The organism is Mesorhizobium carmichaelinearum, from assembly GCF_900199455.1.
GTDB lineage: Bacteria > Pseudomonadota > Alphaproteobacteria > Rhizobiales > Rhizobiaceae > Mesorhizobium > Mesorhizobium carmichaelinearum.
The window spans coordinates 49,288-62,316 of sequence record NZ_FZQR01000030.1 but is presented as its reverse complement, the minus strand read 5'-3'; the positions used below and the strand labels follow the sequence as shown (position 1 = coordinate 62,316).

Sequence of the window (13,029 nt, the reverse complement as noted above, 5' to 3'; positions counted from 1 at the left end):
CGTAGCGCTTGTACTCGCCAAAATACTTCGTGATCGCCGCCGTCAGCGACGTCTTGCCATGGTCAACGTGACCAATCGTGCCGATGTTCACATGAGGCTTAGTGCGCTCGAATTTACCTTTTGCCATAGTCTCTTTCCTTGGACGGCCTTGACCTTCAGTTCAGTCGAATGCGGGGCGATTAGCGACAAAGGCCAAAAAACACAAGCGTCTTTTGGCCGTGTGCCGTCTCACTCAGTCCGAACCTGGGATCCGATTGCGGGGATGTGGCGCTGATATAGGAAGGCGATGGGTGAAATGAAATGGCTGGCAGGCCGATCGATCGCGGCCTGCATCAAGGGCTCCTGCCCGCCAATCCCTGTCTGGATCACGGCCAGTTGATGGCCCATTGCGGCGGCCACCGAGGTCTGATCTCCTGACCCCATGCATTTCATCCCTGCCTCGATCCGCGGCCCGCTGTTCATGATCGTCTCGACGGGGTCGTACCTGGTCAACGACACGATGATGAAACTCGCGACGGCAGGCTTGCCGTCCTACGAGGTGCTGTTCCTGCGCGGCGTGGCGGCGACGCTCTGGGGCTTCCCACTGCTGTTCCTGCTCGGCTACGGCAAACAGATCCCGCTGATCTTCGACGGCCATGTGCTGCGCCGGAACCTGCTCGAGATGGCGGCGATCCTTTGTTACGTCGTGGCGCTCGCCAACATGCAGATCGCCGATTCCACGGCGCTTGGACAAATCACGCCGCTGCTGATGCTGGTCGGCTCCTCGATCCTGTTTGGCGAGCGCATCGGCGGCCAACGCATGGCGCTGATCGGGCTCGGCTTCATCGGCGCGCTGATGGTGGCGCAGCCGACCATGCAAGGCATATCGGTCTACGCGCTGCTCGCGCTCGGCAACGCCACATTGGCAGCCGCGCGCGACCTTGCCGGCCGGCGTGTGCCGGCAGAGGTGCCGGGGATGATCGTGGCGATTTCCGCCGTGGTGGTGGTATTGATCGGCGCCGGTGCCGCGCATCTGGTTTCCGAGCGCTGGGTCATGCCCGAGGCGCGCCACCTGCTGCTGATGGCCGGCGCCGGGTTTTTCCTGATCTTCGGCCATTTCTTCATCTTCATGGCCTATCGCATCGGACCAACCAGTGCGGTGGCGCCGTTCTATTACAGTTTCACTGTCTGGGCGGTTATTTCGGGCCTGCTGGTGTTCGGGCAGTTCCCCAATGCGCTGGCTGTCTGCGGTATCCTGCTGGTGGTGGGCAGCGGGCTGACCATCGTGTCGCTGGATCAGCGTAAGCGCCGGCTGACCGCCATCGCGTAGCAGCGGCACCCGAGCGCCCGTTTCGGATGTTGCAGAGGCCAGATTGCTCGTCTATTCGGCGATTTATCGTCTACTCGACGACGCCACGATCAATCAGCCAAGGGCGTTTCCCCATGACCGATTTTGACCAGAACAAGAACTCCGACGCCGAGCACAAGGCGGCCATCCGCAAGTCGCTGGTCGGCTGGGCGGTGTTCATCGCCGGAACGCTGATCTTCTTTGCCGCGGCCGACGCAGTGTTGATGCCATAGGCAAGCTCGAAACCGGTCTTGCCTCAGCAAAAATTCCAAACTTCAGATGATCAGCCGGCGCCTAAAGCGTCCGGCGTCCGCTGAACTGGTGGTAGGCCCACAGCACAACCACCGCGCCAACCACAGCGACGATCAGGCTGGAGATGTTGAGGCCGCTGACACCCACGCCAAAGAGTTGGCTGCAGATCACGCCGCCGACGATGGCGCCGACGATGCCGAGCACGATATCCATGATCAGGCCTTGGCCGGTCTTGTTGACGATCTTGCTGCCCAGGAAGCCGGCAATGGCGCCGAGAATGATCCAGCTGATGATACCCATTTTTTCCTCTCCATCCCCCGCCAGCCCGACATTTTCATATGATTGTCAAAACCTCAAGCCAGCTTGAAATTCCGCCTGGATGCGCCATTGTCAGAGATGGGCAGGGCTTGGTTGAGATGGAGGATCCACTATGGGACTTTTTGACAACGCCGTTCCCGGCGGCAACATCACCAAACCGCTGATGATCGCGCTCGGCGCGTTGCTGGTCGGAAAAATGCTGAGCGGCAGAAGCGCCGAACAGCCGGATCAGCCCCAAGCGCCCGCGCCGGCCGACCCAACTCCTGTCGGAACCACCGCCAGTGATGGCGGCCTGCTCGGCGGACTGGGCGGCCTGCTCGACAAGCTCAAGGACGCTGGCCATGGCAATGTCGCCGATTCCTGGGTCGGCACCGGGCAGAACCAGTCGATCAACGCCAATGATCTCGGCGCAGCACTGGGGCCGCAGGTCATCCGCGAGATCGCGCAACGCACCGGCATGGACGAGCAGGAACTGCTCAAGCAGTTGTCAACCGCCTTGCCTGGCATCGTCGACAAACTGACGCCGAACGGCCAGGTGCCGCAGCAGCATCAGGTGGCGTCCGCGTTCAACAGCTAACGCGGCACGCACGGATACTCTGAAGCGCTGCGCGCGTTGCCGCGCAGTGTCTGGGTTTGCTGATTGTGGGGATGAAAGTCTGGAGCGGGTAGCGGGAATCGAACCCGCATATTCAGCTTGGAAGGCTGCTGCTCTACCACTGAGCTATACCCGCGCCTTGCACTGAAGTATCGGATTCACCCGAAAAGCGCCATGCGCTTTTCGTCTCCGATGCTTTTACGTTTCAGGGCTTCCGGGCCGGCAGTGGTGGAGAGGGTTGGATTCGAACCAACGTAAGCTAAGCTAACGGATTTACAGTCCGTCCCCTTTAACCACTCGGGCACCTCTCCAGTCTGCCGCCGGAGCCATGCAACGAGGCATTCTTGCCGATCCCGGAGCCCGAGTTGGATGTCTTCTCCGAAATCAGCGAAGCGCCTTATGGCGGCAAGGCCAGTGGGTGTCAACCGCACTGGAAGGGTTTTTCGATGTTGTTCGCCGGCTGCGGCGACGGGCCATATCCTTGGCCACGCGAGACAGCTATAGAAGCCGGCCATGAGCAACAAGACAAACACCCCGAAAGATACCCATTACGCCAATCTGCGCCGCGCCTTTCGCGACGAGAAAAGCGGTGGCGCACCAGCATTCAAGCCACGCCAGCCCGTTCCGCCCGGCGAGAATGCTGCCAACGGCCTGGTGCGACTTTATGGCCTGCACACGGTGCGGGCGGCACTCGACAATCCGCGCCGCAAGATCCGGAAAATGCTGGTGACGCGCAATGCGGCCGAGCGCCTCGAGATAGCCGATCTCGCCGCCCTGCCTTTCAAGGCGGAACTGGTCGAACCCAGGGACATCGACAAGATCACCGGGTCGGACGCCGTGCATCAGGGCGTGCTGATCGAGGCGGAGCCGCTGAAGCCCAAGCGCCTCGATGCGCTGGGCGACACCAAGCTGGTGCTGGTGCTCGACCAGGTCACCGATCCGCACAATGTCGGCGCCATCCTGCGTTCGGCGGTTGCCTTCGGCGCCGGCGCGCTGATCACCACCGCGCGCCACAGCCCGCAGGAATCGGGCGTGCTGGCGAAATCGGCCTCCGGCGCGCTGGAGCATATCGACCAGATCGAGGTGAAGAACCTGGCCGACGCGCTCGGGCAGTTGCACGAGGCCGGCTTTCGCACAATCGGGCTTGATTCGGACGGCCCGGCCGAACTCGAAAAGAGCTTTGCCGGAGAAAAGATCGCGCTGGTGCTGGGGGCCGAAGGCAAGGGCCTGCGCCAGAAGACGCGCGAGACAGTGACGACGCTGGCACGGCTCGACATGCCGGGCGTCATCCGTTCGCTCAATGTATCGAACGCCGCGGCGATCAGTCTCTATGCCGCACGGGCCTTCCTGAAGCGCGGCTGAGCCGGAAACAGCAGACTATTTGCTGCAAACGAGAAACGGGTTCCGGCGACAGAGGCCGAAACCCGTTCTTCGACGGTCAAGAGGTGGCGGCTTGGGAACGTTGTGCCGCCCTCTCCCGACCTATGCCGCTTTGCCCTTGATTTCGGCCGCTTCGCCGCCAACCTCGAAATTGGCCATCCGCTCCAGCGCCCTGACCAGCGCCGAGTGATCCTCCTTGGCACCGCCATTGGCGGCGCAGGAATTGAACAGCTGCTGCGTGGTCGAGGTGTTGGGCAGTGAGACGCCAAGCGATTTCGCGCCTTCCAATGCCAGATTGAGATCCTTCTGGTGCAGTTCAATGCGGAAGCCCGGCGCGAAGGTGCGCTTGACCATGCGCTCGCCATGCACTTCGAGAATGCGCGAGGCTGCCAGCCCACCCATCAGTGCCTGCCTGACCTTGGCCGGATCAGCGCCGGCTTTTGAAGCAAAAACAAGCGCTTCGGCGACGGCTTCAATGGTCAACGCGACGACGATCTGGTTGGCGACCTTGGTGGTCTGGCCGACACCGTTGGGTCCGACCAAAGTGATGTTCTTGCCCATCTTCTCGAAGACGGGTTTGGCGCGCTCGAACGGTTTTTCCTCGCCGCCGACCATGATGGTGAGCGACGCCGCCTTGGCGCCGACCTCGCCGCCCGAAACCGGCGCGTCGAGATAGTCGCAGCCGAGATCGTTGATCTTTTTCGCAAAGGTCTTGGTCTCGATCGGCGAGATCGAGCTCATGTCGATGACCAGCTTGCCTTTGGTCAGGCCGGAGGCGACGCCGTTGTCGCTGAACAGCACTTCTGCGACTTGCGGGGTGTCGGGCACCATGGTGATGATGATGTCGACGGCCTTGGCGACGGCGGCGTGGCCGGTGACTGTTTTCAGGCCCTTGGCGACCAGATCAGCCGATGGCTTTGAGCGATGGTCGCTGGCGATGACCTTGTAGCCGGCATCCAGCAAATGCCCCGCCATCGGCGCGCCCATGATGCCGAGGCCGATGAAGCCTATGGTTTCCATTGTGGTTCTCCGTCTTTTGTTAGGTCGCGTTCTGTCGCGCCCCCCTCTGTCCTGCCGGACATCTCCCCCACTTGGGGGGAGATTGGCAGCTTCGCCGCCGGCTCTTAAGCCGCCGCGCTGCCCTGCCCGGCCAGGTCCCGGAACCAGCCTAGCCCGGCCTCGGTGCCGGCCTTGGGCTTATATTCCGCGCCGATCCAGCCGGAATAGCCGATGCGATCGATGTGATCGTAGAGGAAGGGATAATTGATCTCGCCCGTCCCCGGCTCGTGACGGCCGGGATTGTCCGCAAGCTGGATATGCGCGATGCGGCCGAGGTTTGCCTCGATTTTACGGGCGAGATCCCCCTCCATGATCTGCATGTGGTAGATGTCATATTGCAGGAACAGGTTTTTGGAGCCGACGCGGTCGATGAGCGCCAGTGCCTGGTCTGAGTAATTCAGGAAGAAGCCCGGAATGTCGCGGGTGTTGATGGGCTCGATCAGCAGCCGGATGCCGGCCTGTTCCAGCTTCTCCGCCGCGAAGGCGAGGTTTTCGGCGAAAACATCCTCGAGCACCTTGCGGTCGACGCCGGCGGGCGCGATGCCGGCCAGGCAGTTGACCTGCGGGCAGCCGAGCGCCTGTGCGTAGGTGATCGCCTTGGCGATGCCCTGGCGGAATTCCGGCACGCGGTCCGGCAGCACGGCGATACCGCGTTCGCCCTTGCCCCAGTCGCCGGCCGGCAGGTTGAACAGCACCTGCGTCAGGCCGTTCTTCTTCAGCCTGGCTGCCACCACTTCGGGCGCATGATCGTAAGGGCCGACATATTCGACGCCCTTGAAACCCGTGCGCGCAGCGGCATCGAAGCGGTCGAGGAAATCATGCTCGCCAAAGAGCATCGACAGATTGGCTGAAAAACGCGGCATTCTTTTTGTCCTTCTTATCAATCGAGCATCACGATCGCGGTCGGCGCATCCTCATGGCTTTCCGCAAGGTCCTCGAATTCGGTGATCTTGTCGATCTCGGTGCCCATCGAGATGTTGGTGACGCGTTCGAGGATGAATTCGAGCACGACCGGAACCTGGTGCTCCTTCATCAGCCGCTGCGCCTGCTTGAAGGCGCCGGCAAACTCCTCGGGCTTGCGCACCCTGACCGCCTTGCAGCCCATCGCTTCGGCAACCGCAACATGGTCGACGCCGTAGCCGGCCTCCGGATCGCCTGATCGGTTGATGTTTTCGAAGGCAAGGCTCACCTCGTAGTCCATCGAAAAACCGCGCTGCGCCTGACGGATCAGGCCGAGATAGGCGTTGTTCACGACGACATGGATGTAGGGCAGTCTGTGCTGCGCGCCGACCGCCAGTTCCTCGATCATGAACTGGAAATCATAGTCGCCCGACAGCGCCACGATGGTACGGTCCGGATCAGCAGCCCTAACGCCAAGGGCGGCTGGCAAGGTCCAGCCGAGCGGGCCGGCCTGGCCGCAATTGATCCAGTTGCGCGGCTTGTAGACATGCAGGAACTGCGCGCCGGCGATCTGCGAAAGGCCGATCGTGGTGACATAGGTGACGTCGCGGCCGAACGCCTTGTTCATCTCCTCATAGACGCGCTGCGGCTTCAGCGGCACCTGGTCGAAATGCGTCTTGCGCTTCATCGTCTTCTTGCGGGCCTGGCATTCCTTGGCCCAGCCCGACCAGTCGCGTAGCTTTCCCGCTGTCTTCCACTCGGTGGCGACGTCGAGCAGCATCTTCAGCGCTGCACCCGCATCCGAGACAACGCCGAGGTCCGGCGCGAAGACGCGGCCAATCTGCGTGGGCTCGATGTCGACATGGATGAATTTCTTGCCCTTGGTGTAGACGTCGACCGAACCGGTGTGGCGGTTAGCCCAGCGGTTGCCGATGCCGAAGACGAAGTCGGCCTCCAGCATCGTCGCATTGCCATAGCGGTGCGAGGTCTGCAGCCCGCACATGCCGGCCATCAGCCGGTGGTCGTCAGGGATCGCGCCCCAGCCCATCAGCGTCGGAATGACCGGCACACCGGTGATTTCAGCGAATTCGATCAGCAGGTCGGATGCATCGGCATTGATGATGCCGCCACCGGCGACGATCAGGGGCTTGTCGGCCGCATTGAGCATCGCCAGGGCCTTTTCGGCCTGGGCGCGGGTCATCGCCGGCTTGAAAGGCGTCAACGGCTCATAGGCATCGATGTCGAACTCGATCTCAGCCAGTTGCACGTCGACCGGCAGGTCGATCAGCACCGGGCCGGGCCGCGACGAGCGCATGAGGTGAAACGCCTTCTGCAGCGCCATCGGGACGAGATAAGGTTCCATGACGGTGACCGCCCATTTGGCGACGGGTGCGGCGATGGCGGCGATGTCGACAGCCTGGAAATCCTCCTTGTTCAGCCGCGCGCGCGGTGCCTGGCCGGTGATGCAGAGGATCGGGATGGAATCGGCTGCCGCCGAGTAGAGCCCGGTGATCATGTCGGTTCCGGCCGGCCCAGACGTGCCGATGCACAGGCCGATATTGCCCGCTTTGGCCCTGGTATAGCCTTCGGCCATATGTGAGGCGCCCTCGACGTGGCGGGCCAGCACGTGGCGGATCGTGCCCCTCGCCTTTAGCGCCGAATAGAGCGGATTGATCGCCGCGCCCGGTACGCCGAAGGCGCAGGAGATACCTTCCTTTTCGAGAACAAGAACCGCGGCATCGACAGCGCGCATCCTGGCCATTTTCCGGCCCTCCACTGGGGTTGTCATTGTTGGATGGCCGATAATCTCAGCAAGCCGGCTATTTTTCAATTTTTTCAGAATATTTTTTCATTTCTAGAAAGCGGTGGTTTCTTGCTGATTTTATTGGGTTTTCCGTTTTCCAGGAATTTCTCGCGCTGCCAGAGTGAAAAACTTTTTCATTGCGTGTTTGGGGAAATCGGCGAAACTGGCGTCATGGAAACCACCGAAAAACGCCAACGCGGCCGGCCGCGCGCTTTCAACGGGCCTGCCGAAGCCAGTTCGGTGCAGTCGCTGGACAGAGCCTTGCGCATCCTGGCCATTGTCGCGGAGGGCAGCGGCCTGTCGCTGAGCGAGATATCGGCGCAGAGCGGCCTTGCCGCCTCTACAGCCTACCGCATGCTGACGACGCTCGAAAACCACGGCATGGTCGAGTTCGATACATCAGACCAACTGTGGTCGATCGGCGTCGAGACCTACCGCATGGGTGCTGCGTTCCTGCGCCGCCGCAAGCTGGTCGACCGCGCCCGCATTGTCATGCAGGAGCTGATGGAAAGAACCGGCGAGACCGCCAATCTCGGTGTCGCCGAGGACGATTGCGTGGTCTTCGTCAGCCAGGTCGAGACGCACCAGGCGATCCGCGCCTTCTTCCGGCCGGGCACGCGCAGTCCCTTCCATGCCTCCGGCATCGGCAAGGCGGTGCTGGCGCATCTTGAACCGGAGCGCGTCGGCACCATCTTGCGCAAGGCCGGCCTGCAGCGCTTCACCGACAAGACGCTGTCGGAGATCCCTGCCCTTGCCCATGATCTGGCTGTGATCAAGCAGCGCGGCTGGTCGGTCGATGACGAAGAACGGCACCCCGGCATGCGCTGCGTGGCCGCCGCCATCTTCAACGAATTCGGCGAGCCGATCGGCGGCGTCTCGGTGTCGGGGCCGACCGTGCGGGTGACGCCGGAGCGGCTGGCCGAGATCGGGCCGATGGTGCGCGGCGCCGCGGCCGAGGTGACAAGGATGATCGGCGGCGTGCAGACCGGCTGATCAACCTGCCCCGGGCAGCGCGCTCCTGGTCGCAGTCAGGTCTCCCCTCTGTTGGCGTGCGAATGGCAGACAGGACGTTCGCAAAATTGCTGGACACCGCCGGCGGCATGACGCCGCCTTGCGGCAGCGTTCGAATGCATGCGAAAGGGCACGGATGCGGAAAACGGTTCAGCTTTTGCTTGTCGCTTCACTTTGCGGATGCGTGGCGGCGGCACCTCGACCTGATTCCGGCGGCCAGCGCGTCGATCCCATTCCGATCCCGCTTGCCCTGGAGGAGATCATCACCACCGGCATCCGTCAACGCTTGCCGGATCCTGCTTCCGCCCGGTTCGGGAAGATGCTTGCCGGCGAGCGGACGCTGAACGGCCGCAAAGAGATCGTCGTCTGCGGCTTCGTCAACGGCAGGGATTCCTCCGGCAGCTATGGCGGCGACCAAGCCTTCATTGCCAAGGTCTACCCGGATTCAGGAAGCAGCTTCGAACTCGTCGCCATGGGCGGCGCTTCAGAAACGAGGCGTCTCGTCGACAGCAGCTGCGGCGCAGCCGGATTGACGATCTCCGTTTCCAGCCCGAAAACGCAACTGTAAGTACTTGTCATACAACGGAAAAAGGGGCTCGTGCGAACCCCCTTTCCGTTGCTGAAACAGTCCTCCTCTTAGAGCCGGCAGTAGTGGCGATAGCCGTCGTAGCCGATGTAGGTGTCGGAGTCCGGATCGTAGCTCGAGTAGCGATCGAAGCAGCGACGGACGTGCCAGGAACCGCCATCTTCGTCGACATAGACGGTACGCGGCGGCTGCTGGGCAAGCAGGCTGCCAAGGACGAACCCGCCGACGCCGGCGGCGATGCCGATGCCGAGGTCGTGGTGATGCGAATGAGCCGCCGAAGGCTGAACGGTGCCGACCAGCGTGGTGGCGGCGACAGTGGTGGCGATGAGGCCGGAAACGAGTGTGCGCTTGAACATGATGATCTCCTTGCTTCGTTGACCGAGGCGATCCATCCGCCTCTTGATCATCTGTCGTTGCGGTAACGAAAAAGGTTCGAAGCTTTTTTGATCTTTTTTACGGAGATGCTGTCGGTTCCTGCCTGTGGGGCTACGAAAAATGCAAAAGGGCGGCCGAAGCCGCCCTTCGAACGCGACAGGCCTTGGCATCAAAAGATGATGACCACCCCGCCATGGTGATGATGATGATGATGGTGGTGATGGTGGTACCACCAGTAGTCGCCATAGTCGTCGTCGTAGTGATGATGGTGATGATGCATACCATGAGCCGACGACGTCTGAACCGTGGCGGCCAGTGCGCCCGTGGCGACGAAAACGGCTACGAGGGCGGAAGTGAGCATGCGCTTGAACATGATGATCTCCTGGATCCTTGACCGAGGCGACCACTCGCCTCTGGAGATCAGTCGGCGCGGCCGGTCAAAAGGTTCGAAAGGTCGAGGAGATTTCTCGCAGTGAGTAGTGAGTAGTGAGTAGTGAGTAGTGAAAGGCGGATCACACGGGATCTCGGCTCGCTACCGACTACTGACTATTCGCTACTCACTCCCATTCACCCCATGCCCGTGAGATGGCGCAGCCAGAAAGCCAGCGCGATGAAGCCGATGATCGTGGTTACGCCGGTCCAGTCGACATTGGCCTTCTTCACGTCGCTGACGAGCTTCACCAGAAGCATCCAGGCGATGACGACGATGGGGAGAATGATGACAAGCCTGATCATGCGACACTCCAGTCCGAAGCGATTGCACCTTCCCAATATGTAGGAAGCGCGCCAGTGGATTTCAGCATAGGCGTCCGCCGCGTCATCCACCGCTGGAGGTAACCGAAAACGGAGTTTTGTCTTTACTGGCGCACGAAATATGCTACCGGAGCGCCGTGCCCTTGTAGCTCAGCTGGTAGAGCAGCGGTTTTGTAAACCGAAGGTCGGCGGTTCGATCCCGTCCGGGGGCACCAGGTTTCTCCAGACATAAGCCACGCCGAGATAATCGATGTCCTAGTTCGGGCATTTCTCGAAAAAAGCTGACCGTTGGATTTCCGGCAGGCCTTCGAACTGGACTCGAACCACCTCGATCCTTGCTCCAACCTTTTGAAAGACAAGATGCATATTGTCGTAGTCGTGCTGGGATGTTTTGCCGTCTGATCGGGTGACCGTTACGGGGTGGAGGCCGATCCCGATTTCATCGCCGGCAATGAGTGCCGATTCAGTGACTTGATCGACAGTGGTCACCAGCACGCCGCCGTGCTTGTCGAGGATGGTCGCCGTCGCCCCTCCGCCAGACGGTGCCGCGAACGTAACCCTATCCATCTTCGGCTGAGAAGATTCCCTGCTGCAATCCGACGACCACGCTCCGATGAGGCCAAATTGCTTCATAGGCCCGCCGATGTCAGCGCCAAAGGCTGGAGCGGAAACCATACCGGATGCCAAGAGAACCCCGAAAAAGCTGCGCATTGCCCCTCCTACACACGATTCCATGCCGCATGCGTAAGCTGGGCACTGAACTTAGGCACCTCTATGACCGGCTCTCGAGTGGCTTCGTACAGGCTGCGCCAAAGACACACCCACACCGCTCAGCCGATTGGGCCCATCGCTAGCCGCAATCCCGTCACACCCCGATTGCCGCCACCAATATCCGGTTCTGCCGGCGTATTGCCGCGCGCAGTTCCGGTATCCTGGCCTCGTCGCGCTTCACGAATTCGATGAACATCATGTTCATGTTGTTGAAGATCAGTTCGCCGAGCGCTGCCCCGTCTATGTCCTGCCGTACCAGGCCAATCTCCTGCAGCCGGGCGATCAGCGCGCGGATCTGTTCGGTGAGTGAGCGGTCGAGCGCGGTGTAGGCCTGGCCGAACGGGCTGTCGGGCAATTGCGTCGAGATCGCCATCGCCTGCCGCCACATCTCCTTGCTGAGATAGTGCAGCGAATGCTCGATATAGATGCCGATCAGCGTGTCCAGCGCATCGCCGACATTGGCCGGCGGCCTGGCGACCACGCCGCGCCCGGCATTGAGCACCTCGTTGACCTCCAGCGAGACGATGGCGCCGAGGATGTCGCCCTTGTTCTCATAGTAATTGTAGATCGTGCCGATCGACACTTCCGCCTGGCTGGCGATGGTTTCGATCTTGGCGCCCTCATAGCCGGCCTCGCGGAAAAGTGCTGCCGCCGCGTCGATGATGCGCCTGTGCCGGTCCGCCTTTTGCCTTGCCCGCAATCCGCTCATAGCAGCCTCTTGCCACAAAAACAGAATTGACTCAATTTTAGAATTGGTTCAACTTTTTGCAAGAAGCCACAAAGGCAAGGGAGAACACTCGATGTCCGTCAAATCCGCATCCGGGAATCCGCTTTCCGTCTTGAAGCGTCATCTGCACGCCGCCTGCGCCGCCACGGCCCTGCTGCTCGGCGCTGGCAGCCTCGCCGAGGCCGCCGATCTCAACGCGCTGATCTGGTGCGACCATTCCGATCCGGCGCTTCTGCAGCCCTTCGAGGAGGCCAACAACGTCAAGGTCAACGTCAAGGAGTTCGAAGGCACGGGTGCCGGCCTCGCCATCGTCGAGCAATCGCAGCCAGGCGACTGGGACGTGATGGTGATCGACTCGATCGACGTGCCGCGCGGCGTCGAAAAGGGCCTGTTCGAGCCGCTGCCGGAAGACAAGCTGCCCTTCGCCGACCTGTTTCCGCAGGTGAAGATGGACGGTTCCACCGTCGTCGGCGGCAAGCGCTACGGCATCACCGAAAAGTTCGGCTACAACACGATCGGCTTCAACAAGACCAAGGTCGATCCGGCCGACATGCAGTCCCTGGCGTCGCTGACCAGCGACAAGTACAAGGGCAAGGTCGCCATCTACGACTATTATCTGCCGGTCATCGGCATGGCGGCCCTTGCCATCGGCAAGAAGACGGCGGATCTGACCGAAGCCGACCTGCCTGCCCTCAAGGACGAGCTGCTCAAGATGAAGGCCAATGCCAAGCTGGTCGGCGAAGTCACCGCCAGCCAGACCGCGCTTGCCACCGGCGAGGTCGACATTCTGGTCGGCGGCGGCGAGTGGGTGACGGCGGGGTTGGCCAAGGAAAACCCGGCGCTGGACTTCTCCATCCCCAAGGAAGGCGCGGTGCTGTGGTCGCAGTCGCTGGCCATGTTCAAGGATTCCAAGAACAAGGATTTGGCGCTGAAATTCATCCAGTACATTATGAGCCCTGAAGGCCAGGCGCGGCTTGCCACCTCGTCCTGCTACTGGGGCATGCCGGCCAACACCAAGGCGGCACTGACCGACGACCAGAAGAAGGTCCTGCGTTTCGACGAGCAGCCGGGCTTCCTCGCTCGTGCGCAAGCCTATCCGGCGCCGAACGCCGATCTCGACAAGAAGATGCAGGACATGTGGACCGAAATGCTGCAGGCGAAGTGATCGGCT

Annotated in this window: 17 protein-coding genes and 3 tRNA genes; 8 read left to right on the top strand and 12 right to left on the bottom strand. The window is 61.5% G+C overall.

Translation table 11 applies throughout. The annotated features are described in order from the left end of the window. Nucleotides 1-127: GTP-binding protein (locus CKW40_RS35755; protein WP_244571411.1), on the bottom strand; the 127-nt coding region annotated here is incomplete at its 3' end. 294 nt (nucleotides 128-421) lie between these two features. Here CKW40_RS35755 and CKW40_RS35745 point away from each other — a divergent pair. Both CKW40_RS35745 and CKW40_RS44125 read left to right on the top strand, forming a co-directional pair. Further along, complete coding sequence (locus CKW40_RS35745; protein WP_095204409.1) at nucleotides 422-1,309, top strand: DMT family transporter; 888 nt, start codon at nucleotides 422-424, stop codon at nucleotides 1,307-1,309. 113 nt (nucleotides 1,310-1,422) lie between these two features. Further along, entirely contained in the window at nucleotides 1,423-1,560 is a 138-nt protein-coding gene (locus tag CKW40_RS44125; RefSeq protein WP_164548697.1) for a hypothetical protein, read from the top strand. A 61-nt stretch (nucleotides 1,561-1,621) separates the two neighbouring features. On the opposite strand, the gene CKW40_RS35740 is transcribed toward CKW40_RS44125, so the two are convergent. Continuing rightward, nucleotides 1,622-1,879, bottom strand: coding sequence for a GlsB/YeaQ/YmgE family stress response membrane protein (locus tag CKW40_RS35740; protein WP_095204408.1), 258 nt, complete (start codon nucleotides 1,877-1,879; stop codon nucleotides 1,622-1,624). A 130-nt stretch (nucleotides 1,880-2,009) separates the two neighbouring features. On the opposite strand from CKW40_RS35740, the gene CKW40_RS35735 reads away from it, so the two are divergent. Continuing rightward, nucleotides 2,010-2,474 carry a YidB family protein gene (locus CKW40_RS35735; RefSeq protein ID WP_095204407.1) on the top strand — a complete coding sequence of 155 codons (465 nt, stop codon included), beginning with the start codon at nucleotides 2,010-2,012 and terminating at the stop codon, nucleotides 2,472-2,474. An 80-nt stretch (nucleotides 2,475-2,554) separates the two neighbouring features. Here CKW40_RS35735 and CKW40_RS35730 read toward each other — a convergent pair. Together CKW40_RS35730 and CKW40_RS35725 are read right to left on the bottom strand one after the other, a co-directional pair. Further along, a tRNA-Gly gene (locus CKW40_RS35730) sits at nucleotides 2,555-2,628 on the bottom strand. 90 nt (nucleotides 2,629-2,718) lie between these two features. Then, nucleotides 2,719-2,803: transfer RNA gene (locus CKW40_RS35725), tRNA-Tyr, on the bottom strand. A gap of 202 nt (nucleotides 2,804-3,005) precedes the next feature. Here CKW40_RS35725 and CKW40_RS35720 point away from each other — a divergent pair. Further along, complete coding sequence (locus tag CKW40_RS35720) at nucleotides 3,006-3,854, top strand: TrmH family RNA methyltransferase (RefSeq protein WP_095204406.1); 849 nt, start codon at nucleotides 3,006-3,008, stop codon at nucleotides 3,852-3,854. Nucleotides 3,855-3,974: 120 nt separating this feature from the next. Here CKW40_RS35720 and CKW40_RS35715 read toward each other — a convergent pair whose 3' ends face one another. From CKW40_RS35715 to gcl, 3 genes are all read right to left on the bottom strand, one after another. Beyond that, nucleotides 3,975-4,892, bottom strand: a complete 918-nt coding sequence (locus CKW40_RS35715) for a 2-hydroxy-3-oxopropionate reductase (protein ID WP_095204405.1) — start codon at nucleotides 4,890-4,892, stop codon at nucleotides 3,975-3,977. Nucleotides 4,893-4,996: 104 nt separating this feature from the next. Beyond that, nucleotides 4,997-5,794 (bottom strand): 2-oxo-tetronate isomerase, encoded by a 798-nt coding sequence (otnI, locus tag CKW40_RS35710; protein WP_095204404.1) that lies wholly within the window; start codon nucleotides 5,792-5,794, stop codon nucleotides 4,997-4,999. Nucleotides 5,795-5,811: 17 nt separating this feature from the next. Further along, nucleotides 5,812-7,593: a glyoxylate carboligase gene (gene gcl / locus CKW40_RS35705; RefSeq protein WP_095204418.1), complete on the bottom strand. Its 1,782-nt coding sequence runs from the start codon at nucleotides 7,591-7,593 to the stop codon at nucleotides 5,812-5,814. A gap of 213 nt (nucleotides 7,594-7,806) precedes the next feature. On the opposite strand from gcl, the gene bhcR reads away from it, so the two are divergent. After that, nucleotides 7,807-8,628, top strand: coding sequence for an HTH-type transcriptional regulator BhcR (gene bhcR, locus CKW40_RS35700; RefSeq protein ID WP_095204417.1), 822 nt, complete (start codon nucleotides 7,807-7,809; stop codon nucleotides 8,626-8,628). 154 nt (nucleotides 8,629-8,782) lie between these two features. Beyond that, nucleotides 8,783-9,214 carry a hypothetical protein gene (locus CKW40_RS35695; protein ID WP_095204403.1) on the top strand — a complete coding sequence of 144 codons (432 nt, stop codon included), beginning with the start codon at nucleotides 8,783-8,785 and terminating at the stop codon, nucleotides 9,212-9,214. 68 nt (nucleotides 9,215-9,282) lie between these two features. On the opposite strand, the gene CKW40_RS35690 is transcribed toward CKW40_RS35695, so the two are convergent. The 3 genes from CKW40_RS35690 to CKW40_RS35680 form a co-directional block, all read right to left on the bottom strand. Further along, nucleotides 9,283-9,588, bottom strand: coding sequence for a BA14K family protein (locus tag CKW40_RS35690; protein ID WP_095204416.1), 306 nt, complete (start codon nucleotides 9,586-9,588; stop codon nucleotides 9,283-9,285). Nucleotides 9,589-9,776: 188 nt separating this feature from the next. Beyond that, nucleotides 9,777-9,980, bottom strand: a complete 204-nt coding sequence (locus CKW40_RS35685; RefSeq protein WP_095204402.1) for a hypothetical protein — start codon at nucleotides 9,978-9,980, stop codon at nucleotides 9,777-9,779. 194 nt (nucleotides 9,981-10,174) lie between these two features. Beyond that, nucleotides 10,175-10,342, bottom strand: coding sequence for a hypothetical protein (locus CKW40_RS35680; RefSeq protein ID WP_095204401.1), 168 nt, complete (start codon nucleotides 10,340-10,342; stop codon nucleotides 10,175-10,177). 157 nt (nucleotides 10,343-10,499) lie between these two features. Between CKW40_RS35680 and CKW40_RS35675 the strand changes: the two genes are divergently transcribed. Beyond that, nucleotides 10,500-10,575, top strand: a tRNA-Thr gene (locus CKW40_RS35675). Nucleotides 10,576-10,615: 40 nt separating this feature from the next. Here CKW40_RS35675 and CKW40_RS35670 read toward each other — a convergent pair. Both CKW40_RS35670 and CKW40_RS35665 read right to left on the bottom strand, forming a co-directional pair. Then, a complete protein-coding gene (locus CKW40_RS35670) occupies nucleotides 10,616-11,071 on the bottom strand; it encodes a hypothetical protein (protein WP_143748437.1) in 456 nt (151 codons plus the stop codon). Nucleotides 11,072-11,225: 154 nt separating this feature from the next. Then, nucleotides 11,226-11,840: a TetR/AcrR family transcriptional regulator gene (locus CKW40_RS35665; RefSeq protein WP_095204399.1), complete on the bottom strand. Its 615-nt coding sequence runs from the start codon at nucleotides 11,838-11,840 to the stop codon at nucleotides 11,226-11,228. Between the two features lie 91 nt (nucleotides 11,841-11,931). Here CKW40_RS35665 and CKW40_RS35660 point away from each other — a divergent pair, with 91 nt between their 5' ends. Then, the gene (locus CKW40_RS35660; protein ID WP_095204398.1) at nucleotides 11,932-13,023 is read left to right on the top strand and encodes a polyamine ABC transporter substrate-binding protein; all 1,092 of its coding nucleotides are present in this window, start codon (nucleotides 11,932-11,934) and stop codon (nucleotides 13,021-13,023) included. Nucleotides 13,024-13,029 lie beyond the last annotated feature (6 nt).